General features: G+C 63.4%; 21 protein-coding genes. 8 read left to right on the forward strand and 13 right to left on the reverse strand.

Annotated elements, in window-relative coordinates; genetic code table 11:
* Positions 1–39: 39 nt before the first annotated feature.
* The 5 genes from QQM37_RS05395 to QQM37_RS05415 form a co-directional block, all read right to left on the reverse strand.
* Positions 40–285: a hypothetical protein gene (locus tag QQM37_RS05395; RefSeq protein WP_285725561.1), complete on the reverse strand. Its 246-nt coding sequence runs from the start codon at positions 283–285 to the stop codon at positions 40–42.
* On the reverse strand, positions 282–908 hold the full coding sequence (locus tag QQM37_RS05400; protein ID WP_285725562.1) for an ArsR/SmtB family transcription factor: 627 nt from the start codon (positions 906–908) through the stop codon (positions 282–284). The genes QQM37_RS05395 and QQM37_RS05400 overlap by 4 nt, the downstream gene beginning before the upstream one ends.
* Before the next feature lie 115 nt (positions 909–1,023).
* A complete protein-coding gene (locus QQM37_RS05405) occupies positions 1,024–1,635 on the reverse strand; it encodes a P-loop nucleotide/nucleoside kinase family protein (RefSeq protein WP_285725563.1) in 612 nt (203 codons plus the stop codon).
* A 78-nt stretch (positions 1,636–1,713) separates the two neighbouring features.
* On the reverse strand, positions 1,714–3,015 hold the full coding sequence (locus tag QQM37_RS05410; protein WP_285725564.1) for an MFS transporter: 1,302 nt from the start codon (positions 3,013–3,015) through the stop codon (positions 1,714–1,716).
* A 64-nt stretch (positions 3,016–3,079) separates the two neighbouring features.
* Positions 3,080–3,727 (reverse strand): bifunctional 4-hydroxy-2-oxoglutarate aldolase/2-dehydro-3-deoxy-phosphogluconate aldolase, encoded by a 648-nt coding sequence (locus tag QQM37_RS05415; protein ID WP_285725566.1) that lies wholly within the window; start codon positions 3,725–3,727, stop codon positions 3,080–3,082.
* A 99-nt stretch (positions 3,728–3,826) separates the two neighbouring features.
* Between QQM37_RS05415 and QQM37_RS05420 the strand changes: the two genes are divergently transcribed.
* Complete coding sequence (locus QQM37_RS05420; protein WP_285725567.1) at positions 3,827–4,630, forward strand: DeoR/GlpR family DNA-binding transcription regulator; 804 nt, start codon at positions 3,827–3,829, stop codon at positions 4,628–4,630.
* A 92-nt stretch (positions 4,631–4,722) separates the two neighbouring features.
* On the opposite strand, the gene QQM37_RS05425 is transcribed toward QQM37_RS05420, so the two are convergent.
* The 4 genes from QQM37_RS05425 to QQM37_RS05440 are packed head-to-tail and all read right to left on the reverse strand — an operon-like array spanning position 4,723 to position 8,859.
* The gene (locus QQM37_RS05425) at positions 4,723–5,724 is read right to left on the reverse strand and encodes a sugar phosphate isomerase/epimerase family protein (RefSeq protein ID WP_285725568.1); all 1,002 of its coding nucleotides are present in this window, start codon (positions 5,722–5,724) and stop codon (positions 4,723–4,725) included.
* Entirely contained in the window at positions 5,721–6,953 is a 1,233-nt protein-coding gene (locus tag QQM37_RS05430) for a Gfo/Idh/MocA family protein (RefSeq protein ID WP_285725569.1), read from the reverse strand. Before QQM37_RS05430 ends, QQM37_RS05425 begins: the two co-directional genes overlap by 4 nt.
* Positions 6,954–6,955: 2 nt before the next feature.
* Entirely contained in the window at positions 6,956–8,077 is a 1,122-nt protein-coding gene (locus QQM37_RS05435) for a Gfo/Idh/MocA family protein (protein WP_285725570.1), read from the reverse strand.
* Positions 8,074–8,859: a sugar phosphate isomerase/epimerase family protein gene (locus QQM37_RS05440; protein WP_285725571.1), complete on the reverse strand. Its 786-nt coding sequence runs from the start codon at positions 8,857–8,859 to the stop codon at positions 8,074–8,076. Before QQM37_RS05440 ends, QQM37_RS05435 begins: the two co-directional genes overlap by 4 nt.
* Positions 8,860–9,040: 181 nt before the next feature.
* Between QQM37_RS05440 and QQM37_RS05445 the strand changes: the two genes are divergently transcribed.
* The 4 genes from QQM37_RS05445 to QQM37_RS05460 all read left to right on the forward strand — a co-directional run bounded on the left by QQM37_RS05445 (position 9,041) and on the right by QQM37_RS05460 (position 13,674).
* Positions 9,041–10,261 carry an ROK family transcriptional regulator gene (locus QQM37_RS05445; RefSeq protein ID WP_285725572.1) on the forward strand — a complete coding sequence of 407 codons (1,221 nt, stop codon included), beginning with the start codon at positions 9,041–9,043 and terminating at the stop codon, positions 10,259–10,261.
* A 151-nt stretch (positions 10,262–10,412) separates the two neighbouring features.
* Positions 10,413–11,720, forward strand: a complete 1,308-nt coding sequence (locus tag QQM37_RS05450) for an ABC transporter substrate-binding protein (protein WP_285725574.1) — start codon at positions 10,413–10,415, stop codon at positions 11,718–11,720.
* Positions 11,721–11,831: 111 nt separating this feature from the next.
* On the forward strand, positions 11,832–12,842 hold the full coding sequence (locus tag QQM37_RS05455) for a carbohydrate ABC transporter permease (RefSeq protein ID WP_285725575.1): 1,011 nt from the start codon (positions 11,832–11,834) through the stop codon (positions 12,840–12,842).
* On the forward strand, positions 12,835–13,674 hold the full coding sequence (locus QQM37_RS05460) for a carbohydrate ABC transporter permease (RefSeq protein ID WP_285725576.1): 840 nt from the start codon (positions 12,835–12,837) through the stop codon (positions 13,672–13,674). Before QQM37_RS05455 ends, QQM37_RS05460 begins: the two co-directional genes overlap by 8 nt.
* A gap of 40 nt (positions 13,675–13,714) precedes the next feature.
* Here QQM37_RS05460 and QQM37_RS05465 read toward each other — a convergent pair whose 3' ends face one another.
* The 4 genes from QQM37_RS05465 to QQM37_RS05480 form a co-directional block, all read right to left on the reverse strand.
* On the reverse strand, positions 13,715–14,233 hold the full coding sequence (locus QQM37_RS05465; RefSeq protein WP_285725577.1) for a phosphoribosyltransferase: 519 nt from the start codon (positions 14,231–14,233) through the stop codon (positions 13,715–13,717).
* 264 nt (positions 14,234–14,497) lie between these two features.
* Positions 14,498–15,067, reverse strand: coding sequence for an orotate phosphoribosyltransferase (gene pyrE / locus QQM37_RS05470; protein WP_285725578.1), 570 nt, complete (start codon positions 15,065–15,067; stop codon positions 14,498–14,500).
* A gap of 9 nt (positions 15,068–15,076) precedes the next feature.
* The gene (locus tag QQM37_RS05475; protein ID WP_285725579.1) at positions 15,077–16,468 is read right to left on the reverse strand and encodes an MFS transporter; all 1,392 of its coding nucleotides are present in this window, start codon (positions 16,466–16,468) and stop codon (positions 15,077–15,079) included.
* 23 nt (positions 16,469–16,491) lie between these two features.
* Positions 16,492–16,962 carry a hypothetical protein gene (locus QQM37_RS05480; protein WP_285725580.1) on the reverse strand — a complete coding sequence of 157 codons (471 nt, stop codon included), beginning with the start codon at positions 16,960–16,962 and terminating at the stop codon, positions 16,492–16,494.
* A 143-nt stretch (positions 16,963–17,105) separates the two neighbouring features.
* Between QQM37_RS05480 and QQM37_RS05485 the strand changes: the two genes are divergently transcribed.
* From QQM37_RS05485 to QQM37_RS05495, 3 genes are all read left to right on the forward strand, one after another.
* Positions 17,106–18,188 (forward strand): C2 family cysteine protease, encoded by a 1,083-nt coding sequence (locus QQM37_RS05485; RefSeq protein ID WP_285725581.1) that lies wholly within the window; start codon positions 17,106–17,108, stop codon positions 18,186–18,188.
* 44 nt (positions 18,189–18,232) lie between these two features.
* Positions 18,233–18,508, forward strand: a complete 276-nt coding sequence (locus QQM37_RS05490) for a hypothetical protein (RefSeq protein WP_285725582.1) — start codon at positions 18,233–18,235, stop codon at positions 18,506–18,508.
* A 147-nt stretch (positions 18,509–18,655) separates the two neighbouring features.
* Positions 18,656–19,840, forward strand: coding sequence for an ROK family transcriptional regulator (locus QQM37_RS05495; RefSeq protein ID WP_285725583.1), 1,185 nt, complete (start codon positions 18,656–18,658; stop codon positions 19,838–19,840).
* Positions 19,841–19,985 lie beyond the last annotated feature (145 nt).

Genomic DNA, 19,985 nt, shown 5'->3' on the forward strand with positions numbered 1-19,985 from the left:
AACAGCATGACCTCGACACTCACCGGCGCCGGGAGCCAGTCAGCGCATCGGCAGCCATTGGCTGGCGAGCGCGTGGTCCAGCACGGCACCCGGCTCCGCGGAACGGCTCTGCCAGGGTTCCGGCTGCTCCTGGAACAGCTCCGCTGCCAGCGCCCGCCGCTCAGTGCGTTCCGCCAGGCGTTGGGCTGCACGGCGTTCAATGAGCAAGGTCAGCCGATGTGCCAACTGGAGCACCCGGCGTTCCGAGCGGGTCAGTGCTGCTGGGTGCGACGTCGCGTAACTCATGATTCCTCCAGCTCAGTAGTGACATTGGCATTGCTGGTTCGCTGCGGAACCCCGGGCAGATCGAAGAGTTCGGCCCGCAGGGACACCCGGCGCGCCCCGGGCCCGCTCCGCCCCCGGTAGTGCTCAACCGCTGCCTCGACCACCCTGGTCAGCTCCTGCCTCAGCTCCAGTGCCTGGGCCGCGGTCAGCTCGAGGTTGGTGGTCAGGACCACGCCGACGTCGCGCCATTCCTCCGGTTGCTCGGACTGTGGTCGGTTGATGTAGTCCATCAGGGTCTGATGGCGGAGCCGGAAGAACTCGGAGGTGACAATCTGGGCGGCTGCCCGGTTGGCGGGCGTCGTGGTCTCGTCAGGATCGGGAAAGGTGATCTTCCCCTGAGGCCGCTCCCACCATCGTTCCCGCCCGGTCCCGCGACCGGGAACCTCCTGGATGAGATGGTGCGCCGCGAGCGCACGGAGGTGATAGCTCGTGGCCCCGGAGGTTTCACCCACCAGGGCCGCGAGGGAACTTGCCGTCTGTGGCCCGTGGCTGGAGAGCAGATCGAAGATGCGTACTCGCAGGGGATGAGCGAGAGCCTTGAGTGCTCCGGAGTCGAGGGAGCGTGGCGGCTGGTCGATGGTCATAGATGCAAAGATACTCTTGCAAACATTTCTTTGCAAGAGTATCTTTGCATTGGTTACTGGACCTCCCATCCTCGTGGCACTCGATGAGGTTCAGGTCCACCAAACGACTACAGGACTACTGCCGGACTTCCGCGCTTTTCAGTGCCAGATCAAAGGCGTTCAGCGCCTCGGCGGAGGTCGAGGCGCCGGGCAGTGAGTTGTCCAGCTCCACATGCTTGGCCCCCCGCCAGCGGCAGGAGTTGGCCTGAGCTCCAGCCCAGAAGGTCTCCCAGTTCGCCAGCTTCCACTCATCCCGCGGATATCCACGGTTCATGAGACGCTGTCGCAGCGCGCCACCGGTGAGCCTGACCTCCACGACCACCAGCTCGGCATCGGGCCACTGATGAGCCTCCTGCACCCTGGCCAGGTAGTCCGGATCGGCAAAGTACTTGCCGAACGGTGCGTCGAGCACCACCGAATTGCCGGCCTGGAGGTTGTCCCGCGCCAGGTCAAGGATTGAGGCGTACTCCAACGGCATGATGACGTTCTGGTAGAAGTCGTTGTTGTCGCGCTCGTTCGGGTCAGAGCCATGGAGGGTCAGAGCCAGCTCCGTGAACCGGATGGTCGCGGTGTCCTTATCGATATACGCCGCCTGGTACTGGCGGGCAATCGATCGACTCACACTGGATTTTCCCGAGCCTGCTGGCCCGATCACCACAAAGACCCGAGGGCGCGTCATCGTCGCCATCTATCTTTCTCCTGTTCCCTGACTGTCCCTAAATATCCCTGATTGTCCCCATATATCCCGGCTGTACCGGTTGCCTGCTTAAGCCTGGCTGACCGGCGAATCGTTGCGGGCTTTGACGAACAGTCCGTAGGACAGAGCGCCAACCACCAGCAGAACGCCACCGATCAGGAAGACCAGCGTGTAGTTTCCGCCCGTTTCGGTCAAAATCCAGCCGGTGATGATGGGCGCAACGGCCGCACCGAGGAACCCGCCAAAGTTCTGGATGGCGCCGAGCGAGGCCACCTGGTTCGGTGCCGCAATATCGGAGGCCAGGGTCCAGAGAACGCCGATCGGCACCTGAGCCGCAAAGTACCCCACGCACAGCAGGATGATCGCCAGCGTGGTGTTTTCCACATAGGCCACCGGGAGCACGGCGACGGCTGCCAACAGTGCACCGCCCACAATCGGAATCTTCCGGGCCCGCAGAGTGGGGACACCGCGTGCAATCATCCGGCTGGAGAGCACACCGCCAAACAGAACCCCGATGATGCCGCAGAGGAAGGGAAGCGAGGCCAGCCAACCACTCTGGCTCAGGCTGAAGCCGCGCGCCGTCTGAAGGTAGCTGGGCAACCAGGTCAGGTAGACCCACACCGTGTAGAAGATGCCGAAGGCGCCCAGAACCATGAACCAGGTGGTGCCCTTGGTCAGCAACGCACCCCAGCCAACCTGCTTCTCCACCGGCTTGATCTCCTCGTCGGCAGCTTCACCCTTGATGATGAACTGTTCCTTGAGCGTGGGGTCGCGGTAGATACGCAGCCAGACCAGAGCGATGATGATGCCGAGCGCACCGATCACCACGAACATTCCGCGCCAGGTCATGGTGAGCAGCAGGAAGGTCAACAGCGGCGGCGCGATGGCGTTGGCGATCTGTGAACCGGTGTTAACAATCGAGACGGGCAGAGCACGCTCGGTCTTGTTGAACCAGCGTTCGGACACCTTCAGACCGGAGGTAAAGAACGGCGACTCGGAGATGCCCAGCGCCACGCGCGCTGCATAGAGAAAACCGAAAGAGTTTGCCAGCGCGGAGAGCATCGAGACGATGGACCACAGGCCCGCCGCCCAGGCGAACATCTTCTTCGGCCCAAACTTGTCCACCAGATAACCGGCGGGCAGGTTCGCGATGGCGTAGGGCCACGAGAAGGCAGAGAGCAGCAAGCCCATCTGCAAGGCATTGAGACCAAACTCCTTGGCAATCGTGGTGTTCGCGATGCTGAGGTTGTTGCGGTCCAGATAGTTGATAACGCCGCCAATGACGAGCAGAGCGATCAGGAACCACCTGATCCGCACCTTCTTCAGAGGCCTGGCCTCACTCGCGTAGCTTTCTGCAGAGGCCTGGCTCATACAGCTCACTCCTTTGTGTTCTGACTGGTAGTAGTCGTTGGATCGTTAGGGATGAAGAGGTAGCTCAGGCGCGGGCCTGAGCTATGGCATCCAGGAAGGTCCGGGCCGCGTCACTCACCCGGCGATAGTCGCCATCGGCCTGCGCCGCCTTAGTGACAAAGCTTCCGACGCCGACGGCGCTGACGCCCGCCGCGAACCATGCGCCAACATTCTCCGGCGTGACGCCACCGGAAGGCATGATCGGCGCTTGCGGCAAGGGGGCCATGATGGTCTTGACGTAGGCAGGACCACCGAGTTCCGCGGGGAACAGCTTGACGATGTCGCCGCCTGCCTCAAGGGTGTTCACTACCTCAGTGGGTGTGAAGGCACCGCTGGCCGTGGCCGCCTGGTACCGGTTGGCGGTGGCGATCATGGCCGGGTTGAGCTGCGGGCTCACCAGCAGCCGGGCACCCGCCGAAACGGCAGCATACGCAGCCTGTGCGTCCAGCACGGTGCCAGCGCCCACCACAACGCCCTGATCTGCGTAGCTCGCAGAGAGGCGCTCGATGACGCCCAGCGCGCCAGGAACAGTCAGCGGAACCTCGACAGCACGGATGCCGCCCTCAATGGCAGCCTCAGCAACGCGATGGGCTTCCTCAGCGGAGTCCAGGCGAGTGATCAAGAGCGCGCCAGTGCGGTAAATGGTCTCTAAGACTTCAAATTTGGTTAACATCGATTAAGAGATTACCCCAAATATTCACAAATCGGAACACTCCGTGAGAATTTGTTAAGATTGTGACAGCGTCATCCGTTTGGACTGAAGGAGCTGTTCGTGAGCGTATCCGCCCGACCTCTGATCCCTGAACAGCGTCACCAGGAGATTCTGCGCCTGCTGCGCCGGGAAGGTGTACTGAGCATCCGCGGGCTGACCGATTCGATGAAGGTCTCCCATATGACCGTGCGGCGGGATATCGCCACACTGGAGGAACTGGGGCAGGTCACCTCGGTGCAGGGCGGCGTCCGCCTGGCCGACTGGACCGGCCAGGAGCCCCCTCGGGAGCGCGAATTCCGCGCCCAGCTGGAACTCCCCCGCAAACAGGCGATTGCTCAGCGGGCCGCGCAGTTCATTGCCGACGGCATGGTGATCTTCCTGGATGCCGGCACCACCTGCCAGTCCGTGGTGCCCTGGCTGGCGGAGCGCAAGGACCTGACCGTGGTGACCAACGATTTCTATGTGGTCACCAGCCTGTTCGCCTACCCGGGCATCGAGGTCATCCACACGGGCGGCCAGGTCGATGCCTCCAGCGCCTCCAGCAGCGGACGAATCGCCGCACAGGCCCTGGCCTCCATCACCTTGGACCTGACGTTCCTGAGCACCGGAACCTGGAGCATGTCCCGGGGTGTCACCACGCCATCCATGGACAAAGTGGAGATGAAGCTGGCCGCCATGGAGGCCTCGTCATCGTGCTTCCTGCTGGCGGACAGCACCAAGTTCGGCACCGCCTCGCGGTTCCGGGTGACGCCGATCGAGAATCTCGACGCCGTGGTCACCGATGATCAGCTCCCGGCAGAAATGCAGGAGAACATCCTGGACCTGGGAGTAGCAGTCCACCTCGCAGAACTGACGTCTCCTTAAACGCATCGAGTGCCGCGGGGTGCCGGCCTTCATGGAAATTCCAGTGAAAATCGGCACCCCGCGGCACTCGATGAGGTTCAGTCAGAGGACGTTCAGTCCTGGCTGCTGAAAGCCGCGTCGAAGCTGCCCTGAGCCGGTGGGTAGTCGAACTTCTTCAGGGCGGCCAGCGCCTCCGGTGCACCGTGCAGCCGGTCCATGCCGGCATCCTCCCACTCCACCGAAATGGGGCCGTCGTAGCCGATGGCGGCGAGCGCCCGGAAGGCGGACTCCCAGGGCACATCGCCGCGCCCGGCGGAGACGAAATCCCAGCCCCGCCGCGGATCTCCCCACGCAAGGTGGGAGCCCATGACGGTGTTGCGCCCGGTCATCCGCAGCTTGGTGTCCTTGCAGTCCACATGGTAAATCCGGTCCTTGAAGTCCCAGATGAAGGACACCGGATCGACCCCCTGCCACATCATGTGCGAAGGATCCCAGTTCAGCCCGAACGCCTCCCGGTGCCCGATCGCCTCCAGGCTGTGGACGGTACTCCAGTAGTCGTAGGCGATTTCGCTCGGGTGCACCTCGTGGGCAAAGCGCACGCCACATTCATCAAAAACGTCCAGAATCGGGTTCCAACGGTCCGCAAAATCCTGGTAACCGGCCTCGATCACGGAGGCCGGGACCGGCGGGAACATGGCCACGTACTGCCAGATCTTGGAGCCGGTGAAACCGACCACGGTCTTGACGCCCATCGCCTGAGCCAGCCGGGCCGTGAGCTTCATCTCTTCGGCTGCCCGCTGACGGACGCCCTCCGGATCGCCATCTCCCCAGACCTTGGACCCGACGATCGCCTGATGGCGGAAGTCGATCGGATCGTCGCAGACCGCCTGACCCTTGAGGTGATTGGAAATCGCCCAGACCTTGAGGTTGTACTTCTCCAGCAGGGCCAGCTTGGACTCCACATAGCCGGGTTCATCCCAACGCCAGGCGTCCAGATGGTCACCGGACACCGCGATCTCCAGGCCGTCGTAGCCCCAGCCGGAGGCCAGGGCCGCCACTTCCTCCAGGGGAAGATCGGCCCACTGGCCGGTGAACAGGGTGAACGGACGACTCATGCCTGAACTCCTTCAACAACGGTGACGGCCGACGCCGCCGACTCGGCGAATGAGGCACCGGCAGCAGGTGCGGCGCCGGGTGCCGCGCTGGGCGCCGCGCCGGCCACGGGGACCTGGAGGCTGCCTGCGGCGGCAGAATCCTCCACTGCGGCGAGGATCCGCTGAATGGCCAGGCCCTCCTCGAAGGACGGCGAGGGATCGACGTCGTCCTCAATGGCCCGGAGGAAGTCACTCACCTGGTGCGTGAACGTGTGCTCCCAGCCGATCAGGTGACCCTGAGGCCACCAGGCGGACATATACGGGTGCTCCGGCTCGCTGACCAGGATCCGGCGGAAGCCCTGCACTTCAACCGGCTCGGTGGCATCCAGGAAGGACAGTTCATTGGGGGTCTCCAGATCGAAGCGCAACGCGCCCTTCTCCCCATAGACCTCCACCTGGAGCGAGTTCTTCGCCCCGGTGGCGAGCCGGGAGACTTCCACCGAGGCCACGGCACCCGAGTCGAGACTCAGCGTGGCCCAGGCTGCGTCATCGACCGTCACCGCCTCCGTCCCGTCCCGACCGGGGCGTTCCGTGACAAAGGTGTGCAGTCTGCCCGATACCGCCGTCACGGCGCTGCCGGTCAGGTACTGCACCTGGTCGATAGCGTGGGAGGCAATGTCTCCCAGCGCCCCGGACCCGGCGGTCTCCTTGCGGAGCCGCCAGGTCATGGGCGTCTGAGCGTCGCTCAGCCAGTCCTGCAGGTAGGCCGCACGGACCTGCCGCACCGAGCCAAGCCGGCCTTCGGTGATCAGCTCGCGGGCCAACGCCAGCGCGGGAACCCGCCGGTAGTTGAAGCCCACCATCGACTTCACCCCCCGTCCCGCAGCGACTGCCGCCGCCTCCGTCATCGCCTCTGCCTCGTCCAGCGTGTTGGCCAGCGGCTTTTCCACCAGCACATGTTTTCCGGCCTGCAGCGCGGCAATCGCGATCTCGGCGTGCGTCCAGCCGGGCGTGCAGATATCCACAATATTAATGTCCGGCCGGGCAATGACCTCACGCCAGTCGGTTGCGGATTCGGCCCAGCCGTAGGCCGCTGCGGCGGCGGCCACCTGATCGGCATCCCGACCCACCAGAACCTTCTGCTCGAAGGCTGGCACGTCAAAGAAGCTGGCTACATTCCGCCAGGCATTCGAATGGGCTTTGCCCATGAATGCGTAACCGATCACAGCGACGCCAAGGCGATCCACCATCGTTATCCTCCGAGGGTTGAGCCGAAGGGATTCCAGTCGGCGGGAAGCGGGCTTGTGGTGGGCGCGGTGGAAAGGACATCGACAAACTCGCCGCGCTCCGCAGACTCGGCGATGGACACCATGGAGTCCACCACATGGAAGGCCTGTTCTCCAGTGGCCCGGTGCGGAACGCCTGCGCGGATGGACCGCGCCATATCCAGGGTGCCCACGCCGCGTCCGGTGACGGGTCCTTCACACGGCACCGAGGTCCATTCCTGGACTCCGGTGCGCGCAATCCGGATCTCGCCATCGAAGTTGTTCGGATCCGGCAGGGCAATGGTCGCCTCGGTTCCGGTGATCTCCAGGAACCCGGTGCGGGGCCGCGGTGAATCGAAGCTGAAGATGCTCTGCGCGGATTCCCCTGAAGCGAACTGCATCAGGGCACCCATATGAGTGGGAACCTCGACGTCGAACACCTCACCCGCCTTGGGTCCGGAGCCGATGACGCGCTGGTTACGCGAACGGGAACCGATCGCGGCCACGCGTGAAATCGAGCCGAAGGCCTGGATCAGGGCGGTGAGATAGTACGGGCCGATGTCGAAGAGCGGACCAGCGCCGTACTGGAACAGGAAGGCGGGGTTCGGGTGCCATGACTCCGGCCCGGGGCTCTGCATCAGGGTCAGTGCGGTGAGCGGCTGGCCGATATCACCACGCTGGATCATTCTCAGGGCAGTCTGCAGGCCCGGTCCGAGGAAGGTGTCCGGCGCACAACCCAGACGCAGGCCGGCCTGGTCTGCTGCCTTCAGCAGCCCGATGCCACTTTCCCGGTCCAGGGAGAAGGGTTTCTCACTCCATACGTGCTTCCCCGCAGCTACCGCCTGTTCCGCCACCGCGACGTGCGCGGCAGGAATGGTCAGGTTGACCACAATCTCTACCTCAGGGTGCTCCAGCGCAACGTCAACACCGCCGTAGGATTCGATGCCGAACTCTTTGGCACGCTCTTCAGCAACCTGTTCAAACACGTCGGTGACCGCATGGACTCTGACATCTGGAAAGCGGGTGAGGTTTTCCAGATACTGCTTACTGATCACTCCCGCGCCGATCAGTGCGATGCCGACCGGCCCGCGGCCGGTTCCAGCGCTCATGCCTGTGCCTCACCTTCGGTGGTCAGAGTGCGCAGGTAGGACAGGCTGGTGCCGAGTCCGGCGAAGATGTCTCCGCGGTAGTCATCAAATTCGACGACCCCCGCGCTCAGTTGCGGCGCGGCTGCCAGGATCGCAGGAATGTCCACTTTCCCCTCGCCCGCGGGAAGCTGGTCCAACGGTTCGGTTGTCAGCGGGCCATCTTTGAGGTGGACGAACTTCACCCGATCCCCCAGGCGGCGCAACAACTCGGCCGGGTCCTGCCCGGCAACAGCAGCCCAGTAGGTATCCACCTCCAGGACGACGGCCGGATCAAGCCGGTCCGCCAGTTGCTCCAGGGCGGTGCGTCCGTCCACCACGGTCTCCACTTCCCACCAATGGTTGTGGTAGCCGACGGCTACACCGTATTCGGCGCCCTTGGCGGCCGCTGCGTTGAGTTCCTGAGCGATCTGCACGATGCTCTCGAGAGTGGCCCAGCGTTCTGCCGGAATGAAGGGGTCGATGACGGTCGTGATGCCCAGTGCCTTGGCTGCGGTGAAAGTCTCTTCCTGATCGCTGCGGAGCAGGGGTGCGTGGCCGCTGGGTGCCACCAAGTTGTTGGCGCTCAGCGCCGCCCCGAGCGCGCCGGCGTTCTGCGCGAAGTTGTACGGTTCGACGGCTGTGAATCCCAGGCCTGCAACGGTGGCGATGGTTCCTGCCAGATCATCGTCGAGCTGACGCCGGACGGAGTAGAGCTGGACAGACAGAAGCGGCGACGAAGATGAGGACGAAGAAGGCGATGACATAGGGCTCCTTGAACGACGTTGTGATGAGGGGCACATCAGGTTCCACTGTATTGCACTTTTGCCGATCGTCAAGCAAAAGTTGTTCACTCACGATCATGACAAGCTCATGTGACGGTCAACCGACCTCCGGGCACGTCCACCGCAGCGACAACAGGTCACGCACCGTGCTATCACTGAAGCCATGGCCACACCCCAATACTCCACTCCGGCAGCCCCGGTGGGAACCAGTACCGGCATCGGCTCCTCCACGCGTGCGGGTGAGCTGTTCCAGATCTTCCGGGATGGCCAGGCGCGCACCCGGGCGGAGATTGCCGAGCTGACCGGGCTGGCCCGGTCCACGGTAGCGGCACGGTTGGAGGCGCTGGTTTCCCTGGGCCTGATCGGGCCGGCAGGCGAGGCAGCCTCCTCCGGCGGACGGCCACCCTCCCGGCTCGCCTTCAAACCCTCGGCGCGTGTGGTGTTCGCCGTGGACGTCGGAGCAACACATGTTCTGGTCGGATTGACCGATCTGGGCGGGATGCTCATGGGCGAGCATCGGATTTCAGTCGACGTGGCAGCCGGACCCGAGGCAGTGCTGGATCTGGCCATCGAGGCCTGCAGCGAGTTGCTGAAGGAGTCCCGACGGGATATCTCTGAGCTGGCCGGCATTGGCATGGGCGTCCCCGGCCCGGTCGAACACAGCAGCGGAAAGCCCACCAACCCCCCCATCATGCCCGGCTGGGATCGCTTCGACATCCCGGAGTACGTCCAGCGAACCTTCCCCACTGACGTCCTGGTGGACAACGATGTGAACATCATGGCGCTCGGTGAGCGCGCAGCCCACTGGAAAGACGTTGATGACCTGCTCTTCATCAAGGTGGCAACCGGCATCGGCTCCGGCATCATCAGCGGCGGCCTCCTGCAGCGCGGAGCCGACGGCACGGCGGGAGACCTGGGCCACGTCAGGGTTCCCCGGGGTGAGGGAGTGATCTGCCGCTGTGGCAACGAGGGCTGCCTGGAGGCGATCGCCTCCATTCCGGCCCTCACCCGGCGATTGGCTGACATCGGCATTTCTGCGCACAACGGCAGTGACCTTCTGGATCTGGTCCGCTCGGGCAACGTTCAGGCCATCCAGGCGATCCGCCAGGCCGGCCGGGATGTGGGCGATGTACTGGCCACCTGCGTCAGCATGCTCAACCCCGCCGTGGTGGTCGTGGGTGGGTCCCTGTCGATGGCCGGTGAGCACCTTCTGGCAGGAGTTCGCGAGGTGGTGTACGGCCGCTCCCTGCCCCTGGCCACGTCTCGACTGCGCGTAGTCCAGTCCATGACCGGCAGGGAGGCCGGCGTCATCGGTGCCAGCCGCATGGTGACCGATCACGTGCTGTCGGCGCAGCGAATTGACGCCGTCGTCGGTGCCGGCTGATACTTCAGGTCACCTTCTACGAAGATTAACGCGAATTTGCCCATCTTTTGATTGACGTTCGGCAAAAGGTGATCTAGGTTGAGGACAACCACCGTGTCGCAGATCACTTTGAGGTGAACTCGGCGCTTTCTCCTCGACAAGGAAGTCACCTGTGAAAGCTCGGAAATTCATGGCAGTAGCGGCATTGACCGCCCTCGCGCTCAGTACGGCCGCCTGCGGGGGCGGCAACAACTCCTCCTCCGACTCCGGCGGAAACACCACCCTGACCTACTGGGCCTCCAACCAGGGAACCAGCATTGACAACGACAAGCAGGTGCTCGGCCCCGTCCTGGACAAGTTCCAGCAGCAGACCGGCATCAAGGTCAATATGGAAGTGATCGGCTGGAACGATCTGCAAACGCGCATCCAGACGGCAGTCACCTCAGGCCAGGCTCCCGACGTGGTGAATATCGGGAACACCTGGGCCTCATCACTGCAGGCCACGGGAGCTTTCCTGCCGTTCGGCGACACCGAGATGAAGGCCATCGGCGGAGCGGACAAATTCGTCAAGACCGCCCTGGACACCGGTGGGGCGCCCGGCCAGACGCCAACCTCCGTCCCGGTCTACGGCCTGGCCTACGGCCTGTATTACAACAAGGCAATGTTCGCTGCCGCCGGCTTGCAGCCTCCCACCACCTGGGAGGACATGGTTGCTGATGCGAAGAAGCTCACCACTGGCGCAGTTCACGGCTTCGCCCTGGCCGCAGGCAGCTACACCGAAAATGCGCACTTCGCCTTCATCAACGCCGCCCAGAACGGCGCGGAACTCTTCGACAAGGACGGCAAGCCGACCTTCACCTCGGACGGCGTGGTCAACGGAGCCAAGCGCTATATCGACCTGATGCAAAGCGACAAGGTGGCCGACGTCGGCAACGCCCAGTACGCCAACGGCAGCAAGGCGGTCAACGACTTCGCCACAGGCAAGGTGGGCATGGTTCTGACGCAGAACAATGCTGATAACTCCATCGTCGCCAACGGCATGAAGAGCGACGCCTACGGGGTGGTCCCCTTCCCGGCACCTCAGAATGCCAAAGACAAGATCGCCAGCTTTGTGGCCGGCATCAACCTCTCCATCTTCAAGAACACCAAGAACAAGGATGCGGCGCTGAAGTTCGTCAACTTCATGACGAGCCCGGACACCCAGACCACGCTGGGCAAGCCGTTCTCCTCGCTGCCGGTGCTCAAGGATGCCAAGGCAGTCTTCACGGACAACGCAGCCGAAGCCAAGACCTTCAGCGACATCTACTCGACCATGTCCAAGCCACTGCCACAAACACCCAATGAGGACCAGTTCGAGAACACCGTGGGTAAGGCGATGAACCAGTTCTTCGCCACTATCGCCTCCGGCGGGTCGGTCAGCACCGACGATATCCGCAAGGCCTTCAAGGCGGCGCAGGATCAGGTCGCAGCAGCAGGATAACGAACTGCCGATCACTCGAGGGGTGGCCAGCACCACTGGCCACCCCTCGGCATCGCGCATCATCTTCGCCTGCATCCGCACCGTACCCGCACCGTAGAAGGACGACGTCTTGTGACCGCCACCACTCCTGCCGACCAGCAGTCGGCCACCCCGGCTGCGCACCGCACCCCCCTACGGCCCAGGAAGCGCCGAGCAGCCGGATGGTGGCTGCCCTACGCCCTACTGGCTCCAGCCATCCTGTTTGAGCTGTTCATCCATGTCATACCGATGTTTTTCGGCATCTGGGTCAGCTTCTTCAAACTCACCAAGGTCTTCATCGCCCATTGGAGCAATGCGCCCTTCCTGGGACTGGGCAACTACCAGATCGCTGCTGACTTCAACGGGGCCGTGGGTGCCGGACTCCTCCAGTCCTTTCTGATCACCTGCGGGTTCACCCTCCTGGTGGTGGGCATCTCGTGGTCCTTCGGCATGGCCGGGGCCGTGGCTCTGCAGCGCAAGTTCTTCGGCAGAGGCTTCCTACGCACGCTGTTTCTGATTCCCTACGCTCTACCTACCTATGCGGCCATCATCACCTGGAAGTTCATGCTGCAGAAGGATACCGGCGCAGTGAACTTCTTTCTCTACGACGTCCTGCATCTGCCCGGCGACAAGCCGTTCTGGTTGATCGGCGACAATTCCTTCATCTCACTGGTCATCGTCGCGGTCTGGAAGATGTGGCCCTTCGCTTTCCTCATGCTGATGGCCGGGTTGCAATCGGTTCCCCACGATGTCTACGAGGCCTCTGCGGTGGATGGCGCCCGGCCCTTCCGGCAGTGGCGCTCAATCACGTTGCCGATGATGCGCCCGGTGAACTCGGTGCTCCTGCTGGTGATGTTCCTCTGGACCTTCAATGACTTCAACACACCGTTTGTCCTGTTCGGCAGCGCACAGCCGCCACAGGGAGACCTGATCTCCTTCCATATCTACAACGCATCCTTCCTCACCTGGAACTTCGGTTCAGGCTCAGCCATGTCGGTGATGCTGCTGCTGTTCCTGCTCGTGGTCAGCGGGATCTACTTGCTGATCCTGAACCGCCCGTCGATGTCGGAGAAGACGTCAGAGAAGAGGTCGAAGCGTGCGTGAAACCCAGGGAAGTAAAATCTTCCGCATAGTCACCCTGGCCGTCCTGGGCATTTTCACCGCGGTCCCGATCTACGTCATGATCACCTCCGCACTCAAGCCCCTCAGCGACGTCGAAGGCGCCTTCACCTGGTGGCCCAGCAATCTGACGATCCAGCCCTTCATCGACATCTGGAAGACCGTGCCGCTGGCCAGCTACTTTGGCAACTCCCTGATCGTTGCCGGATCAGCCACGGTGGTCAGCGTGATCATCGCGATCTTCGCGGCCTACGCCATGAGCCGCTACCGGTTCTTCGGCCGAGGAATCTTCTCCACCACGGTGCTCTCCACGCAGATGTTCCCCGGGGTGCTGTTCCTGCTACCCCTGTTCCTGATCTTTGTGAACATCAACACCCTGCTGGGCATCCAGTTGGTCGGTACCCGACTGGGTCTGATCATCACCTACCTGACCTTCTCGCTGCCCTTCGCGATCTGGATGCTGGCCGGGTACTTCGACGGCATTCCGCGAGAACTCGATGAGGCCGCCAAGGTGGACGGCTCCGGCCCCATGGGCGCACTCTGGCGGGTGGTGTTGCCGGCAGCCCGCCCGGGCCTGATCGCAGTCGCCATCTACTCCTTCATGACCTCGTGGGGCGAGGTGCTGTTCGCCTCAGTCATGACGACGGATGAAAATCGCACCCTGGCCGTCGGCCTGCAACTGTATTCAACCCAGACCAATGTGTACTGGAATCAGATCATGGCGGCATCGTTGGTAGTCAGCATCCCGGTCGTCATCGGGTTCCTGCTGCTGCAGCGCAACTTTGTTGCAGGGCTGACAGCGGGCGCGGTGAAGTAAGCTGCACCGGTGGTACCGCGCTGCTGCCAGTTCTGGCCGGCTAGGCAGAGGCCTCTACCGGCGGTAGCGCGGACCAGGGGAACGTGATCCATTTGTCCGTCCGGCGCCATTCGAAGTCCGGTTCCAGGATGGTGCGGGGCTTGGTGTAGAGGCAGACCGTCTTCACCTCCGCACCCCAGTCAGCAATCAACTCCACCACCGTGGCCAGGGTGCGCCCGGAATCCGAGACGTCATCGACCAGAAGCACCTTTTTGCCGCGCAGCGCCCCTTCATCCAGCATGGGTGGCAGCACCACAGGCTCTGGCAGCACCGTGCCGATGCCGGTGTAGAACTCCACATTGAGCGCCCCACAGGCCTTGGCTCCCAGCGCATAGGCGATGGACCCGGCGAGCAACAGTCCACCGCGGGCGATGGCGACCACCACCTCCGGATGGAAGCCACTGTCCACCACGGTCTGGGCGAGCTCACGGGAGGCATCACCGAACATGTCCCAGGTCAGCACTTCGCGCTCGGGCTCGGGGAGCACATCCACCCCGGAATCATCAAGGTTCATAGTCATAGCCCAACGTTACCGGGTGGCTGGGAGCCTGTGGGTGGGGCCCCGCAGGCGAGGGTCCCGGTCCGAGCCCGCGCGGGCGGGGAGCCTGTGGGTGGGGCCCCGCTGGCGAGGGTCCCGGTCCGCGCCCGCGCGGGCTGGGAGCGTGTGGGTGGGGCCCCGCCGGCGCGGGTCCCGGTCCGAGCCCGCGCGGGCGGGGAGCCTGTGGGTGGGGCCCCGCTGGCGAGGGTCCCGGTCCGAGCCCGCGAGGGCTGGGAGCCTGTGGGGTCAGTCCAGGCCCAGCTCGTCCTTGCTGAACGCGGCGAAATACGGCACGCCGGTGCCTTCTTCAATCAACGCCTGGGCACCGGTCGCCCGGTCCACGATGACAGCCACTGCCTGGACCTGCCCACCAGCCTTACGCATCCCCTCCACAGCAGCGAGCGGCGAGGCACCCGTCGTCGAGGTGTCCTCAAGAACCACGACCCTGCGACCCTCCACGGAAGGGCCCTCCACCTGGCGCTGCATACCGTAGGCCTTCTGTGCTTTACGTACTACGGCGGCATCGACGGCCCGGCCCTGGCTGCGCGCCACGTGCATGATGGCGGTGGCCACCGGATCAGCCCCCAGCGTCAGGCCGCCGACGGCCTCGAAGTCAATCCCGGCGTCATCGAGCATGGCCAGCATGACTTGGCCCACCAGCGCACTCGCCTCGTGATGGAGGGTGATCCGGCGGAGGTCAATGTAGTAATCCGCCTCCTTGCCGCTGGAGAGCGTGACCCTCCCGTGCACCACGGCGAGCTCCTTGATGAGTTCGAGCAGTCGGGCGCGGGCAGCGGTACCGTCAAGAGAAGTCATGGAAGAAGTTTATCGACTGGCCGCCGGACGGGCAGCCTCGGGGTTCTGGATGCCGATCGCCGAGACCAGGCCGCCCAGCGCCAGCAACACCGCCGTGGCAATCAACACGCGGTGAAAACCACTCAGATCCAGTGCCGGGCCGACGATCAGCCCCAGAACGGCAATGCCCACCAGGCCAGCGATGCGGGCAACGGCATTGTTCACTGCCGATCCGATACCGGATTGCTGCTCCGAGACAGATCCGAGAATGGCGGCGGTCAGTGGCGCAACGGTCACTGAGAGCCCGATGCCGAAGAGCACAATGCCCGGAAGGAACTGAATCCAGTAGTTGACTGGCAGGTCCGAGGTGAGCATCAGGAGATACCCTGCAGCGCAGACAACCGGCCCCAGCGCCATGAACCAGCGCGGGCCGAAGCGCCCGGCGAGCGCGCCGAACCAGCTGGACAGCACAATATTCAGGATGCTGATCGGCAAGGTGGCCATGGCGGCCAGCGTCGCCGGAAATCCCGCGACCTGCTGAAGAAACAGGACGACGATGAGCCCGCCGATGGACAACGCAGCATAGATGAAGGTCGTGGCAATATTTCCGATGCCAAAGTTCCGCACAGCGAAGAGGCTCAGGGGCATGAGCGGTTGTTCTGCTGTTGCCTGCCGCCAGAGAAAGCCCGCCAGACAGACGATGCCGACCACCAGTGGCACCCAGATGCCGGGGCTCGCCCACCCCTGGGTCCCCTGTTCGATCAGGGCATAGACCGGCCCGCCCAGACCCAGCACACACAGCACGGCCCCGGCATAGTCGATCCGCACGCCCTGAGCTCTGCTGTCCCGCTGTTTCAGGAGCGCCAGCAGATAGAGCGTCACCGCGATGGGGACCACGTTGATGCCGAAGACCGCCCGCCAACCGATGGTGTCCACCAGGACTCCGCCGAGAACCGGTCCGGCAATGAAGGCCACCGTGGTGCCGGCGGTCCACTGGCCGATGGCCCTGGCCCGGGCAGGTCCGCTGAAGCTGGCGGTGATCAGTGCGAGCGAACTCGGCACCAGCAGGGCCGCAGCGGCACCCTGAAGGCCTCGGCTGAGGATGAGGACCTCAGCGGTAGGCGCGAAGGCGCAGGCCAGCGAGGTCACACCGAACCCCACCAGGCCGATGCGGAGGATGAGGATTCGTCCGAGGAGGTCCGAGAGTGATCCGGCCAGCAGGATCAGGGCGCCCAGGGCAATGAGGTAGGCATCGACCACCCACTGCTGGGTGGTCAGTCCGCCGCCGAACTCGTGAGAGATCGCTGGCAAAGCCACGTTGATGACGCTGCCATCCAGAAAAGCAACAAAGGACGCGAGGATGGCGATCCACAGGATCAGCCGTTGAGCAGCCGGGGCGGCGGCGGCAACAGGGGCGGTCATGGGAGAAGCCTACCGACCGTCGTTCACCTGGTGCACTCGGACGGGTTCAGAGTGGCGAGTACCCAGATTTCGGCCACGTCCTTGGTGAAAATCCGGACGGTCACACCAGAACTGCTCACCGAGTGCGCTCCCACATACCCGCCCTTGAGCTGCTCCTCAGAAACGTCCGGAAGGCCGTGTGCGGAGAGGACGCGGTTAAGAGCGGTATGGACATCCGTCCAGGTGTGTGGAGCCAGCGGTTTTGCCGTGTCCGAACGGAGTTGGCCAAGACGGGAATGACACCCAGCATCACCGCGGATCGGCGCATCGTCCGCACCGGGAGCGGAACTCCAGCCCGGCCAGAGATCAGGAGACAAGGCTACCGCCAGCTCCTGCGCCAGCTGCCCATAGTCCTTCCGCGCATCGGCCAGACTTCGCCCAGGCGTGCCACAGGCGGCGAGTGCAGCGCTCACCGCCAGCAGGACTGCCACCGATAGCGCGGCAATTCGCTTCACTGCAGCCTCCTCCGTCAGGGTGATCCATCATCAGTCTGGACGTTGACGTGCCGTGTACCTATGGGGACTTCTCCCCATAGGTACCTTGAACCTCCTCGAGTAGCCTAGTCACATACATGGCCGACTCACAGTGGAGACTTAGCATGAGCGACTTTCTGGGAGCGAACCCTCAGGATCTGAGGGACTTTGCCCACACTGCACAGACCAGCTCGGAGCAGATTTCCACAGCGATCACCACCCTGTCTTCGGTGCTGACAACCGCACGGTGGCATGGGCCGGACGCGGCACAATTCCGATCGGTATGGACCTCCCGACACGTCACCCAGCTCAGCCAGGCGAGCACCGGCCTCTTGAGTGTTGCCACGATTCTGCAGCGGAACGCGGAAGAGCAGGAAAAAGCCAGTGCGGTCGATGGCGGCGGCAACACTACGCCGAGAAGCGGCGGCAACAGCGACAGGCCAGGGAATCCGGGTTTGCCGGACGGCATGGGCAAGTACAAACCGTTGCCGGACACGATTCCCACCGACGCCCAAGCACTCTCGCCAACCAACATCAAGCAGGGTCAGGTGGGCGATTGCTGGTTCCTCGCCGGAGCGGCAGCCGTCGCAGCCAAGGATCCACAATGGATCCGTGACCATCTGTGGCGCAATCCTGATGGGACCTGGACCGTGAAAATGTACAAGGACGGGAATCCCGTTTACATCCAGGTTGAACCTACCGTGCCGGAGCAGGGAGCCAAGGACGCCTCCGGCCATGACAACTGGCTCTCGATCTATGAGAAAGCAGCTGCCGAATACTGGGGTGGAAACTACAAGGACCTTGATGGCGGGTACGGCGACGAGGCGTTCCAGGCCATCACCGGCAAAACTACACACCGTGATGGCGAACTCAATTTCGATAAGATCCAGGAAAAGCTCACCAGGGGTCCCGTGACCGCGGGAACGGAACGCGATCCCGATGAGTTCCACTGGTTCTGGGAGGACACCACCGATGATCCGCACATCGTGCCAGGACACGAATACATCGTGGACACCATCACCGATCATGTGAACCCTCAGACCGGGAAAAATGAACGCATGATTCACCTGCTCAACCCCTGGGGACCGAACGGCGGCCAACTCAACCAGAAAGACATCGACACCGGAAACCAGCGCTGGGGTGACGTCTGGTTGACTGAGCAACAGTACAAGGACAACTTCAGCGAAATATCCTCCATGGACAAGTGACCTGGTTCCCCCTGAACGACCATCGAGTGCAGGAGCAGCAACAGATGAGCGAACCCTTGCGAATCACAGCCGACCAGGCGTCACAGCCAACCCTGGGCGCCCTGACTATCGGCATCATCGCCGTCGGCGAGCCGCAGGGCATCCCGAGCGCTCGCCTGCTTCTGCGCCCCAGATCAGGTGACGAGGCGGTAACCCTTCAGCTTCATCAGAGTCTCACCGTCCCTGGTTATGGCGAACTCACCCTCGAAGAGGTGACTCTGCCAGAGAACGGGCAGCGCGGGTCGGTGCAGTTGGCCCTGCAGCCGCATCCGGGGACCTGACTCCCAGGCTGGCCACCGGAAGGCACTCTGCCCGACGTCACCCCAGAAAGATCCACTCCCCACTCTGTTGCGCAGATCACAATCCATGTATAGTGAAGCAATCGATAGGTAAGTTTCCAGACGATTACTTCTCAGGAGAGCTCCCAGATGACCACCGGTCTCAGCAAGCTCCGGGTCCTCAACGACCGCGCTGCGCTCAGTCATATTCTGCGTGCCGGGGAAGTCTCCCGCTCAGAGCTTGAGGAGCTGACTGGGCTCTCCAAACCAGCCACAGCGGAACTGCTCAACCGCCTCGAATCCGCTGGCCTGGTCCACAAACTGGGGATGCGCTCAGGCGGCCCCGGGCCAAAAGCCCAATTGTGGGGCGTCCGTCCCGAGGTCGGTTTTGCCGCAGGCGTGAACGTGACTCCCGGATCCATTCAGGTCACCATCACCGACCTGTCCGGGACCGTGGTGGCCAGCTGCGAGCGCGCCGAGGACCCATCGGCCAGCGCCGCTGTCCGGGAAGCCTTGCGCACCGCCTGCGAACTGGCCGCCATCTCCGCCGATCAGATCCTTCATGCCGTGATTGGTCTGCCGGGTGCCCTTGACCCGCGTAGTGGGCTGCTTCGTTTTGCCCCCCATATGCCAGCCTGGAGTGGATACGATCTGCTCGCGGCCCTGGAGACGGAGCTCGGTCTTCCCGCCACCGTGGAAAACGACGTGAACCTCATGGCGCTGGCCGAGCTCGACGGCGGTCTGGCAGCCGAGGTGGAGAATTTTGCCCTGATCTGGATCGATGCCGGACTGGGCGCGGCAATCGTTCTTCGCCGGGAGCTGTTCCGCGGTCTGACAGGGGGCGCCGGGGAAATCGACTATCTACCGGTTCCGGATCGGGCCGTGGCAGAAACGGGCGGGGACCGACGCGGTGAAAAGTTTGGCAATCTGCTGAGCCCAGCCGCAATTTCGGCGCTCAGCCAGGCGTATGGCCTGCCACCCCTGGAACCATCGGCGTTGGTGGCGCAGGCCTGCCGGGAAGAGGACCATCCCGCATTTGCAGGGTTCCTCGACGATCTCGCCGTGCGGATCGCGACCGGTCTGGCCGCCATCGTCACCGTGCTGGATCCTGAGTTGCTACTGCTGGGCGGAAGCATCGGCGTAGCGGGAGGGCAACGACTGGCTGATCTGGTACGGAGCAAATTCGGTGAGGTAACATCCTCTCCCCCGGACTCAATCGCCCGGGTGAGCGCCCTGTCGGACTCTGCCGGCGATGTTCTGGCCGGCGCCACTTCTCTGGCACTCAAACGTGCGCGTGAAAAAGCCTTCGAAACGGGCTCCATTCTGACCAGCTGACCTTCCGGTCAGTCGCCAACAGCGTCATCACACACCGCCTCACGTATCACCACAGCCACTGGCTGATCGGGTGATACGGCGATGGCTTACACCCATATGCCCCGCCATTGGCGGGCTGACCTCAGGAGGAATATTGCGTCGCTTA

This window comes from Psychromicrobium xiongbiense, from assembly GCF_030271165.1.
Lineage (GTDB): Bacteria > Actinomycetota > Actinomycetes > Actinomycetales > Micrococcaceae > Renibacterium > Renibacterium xiongbiense.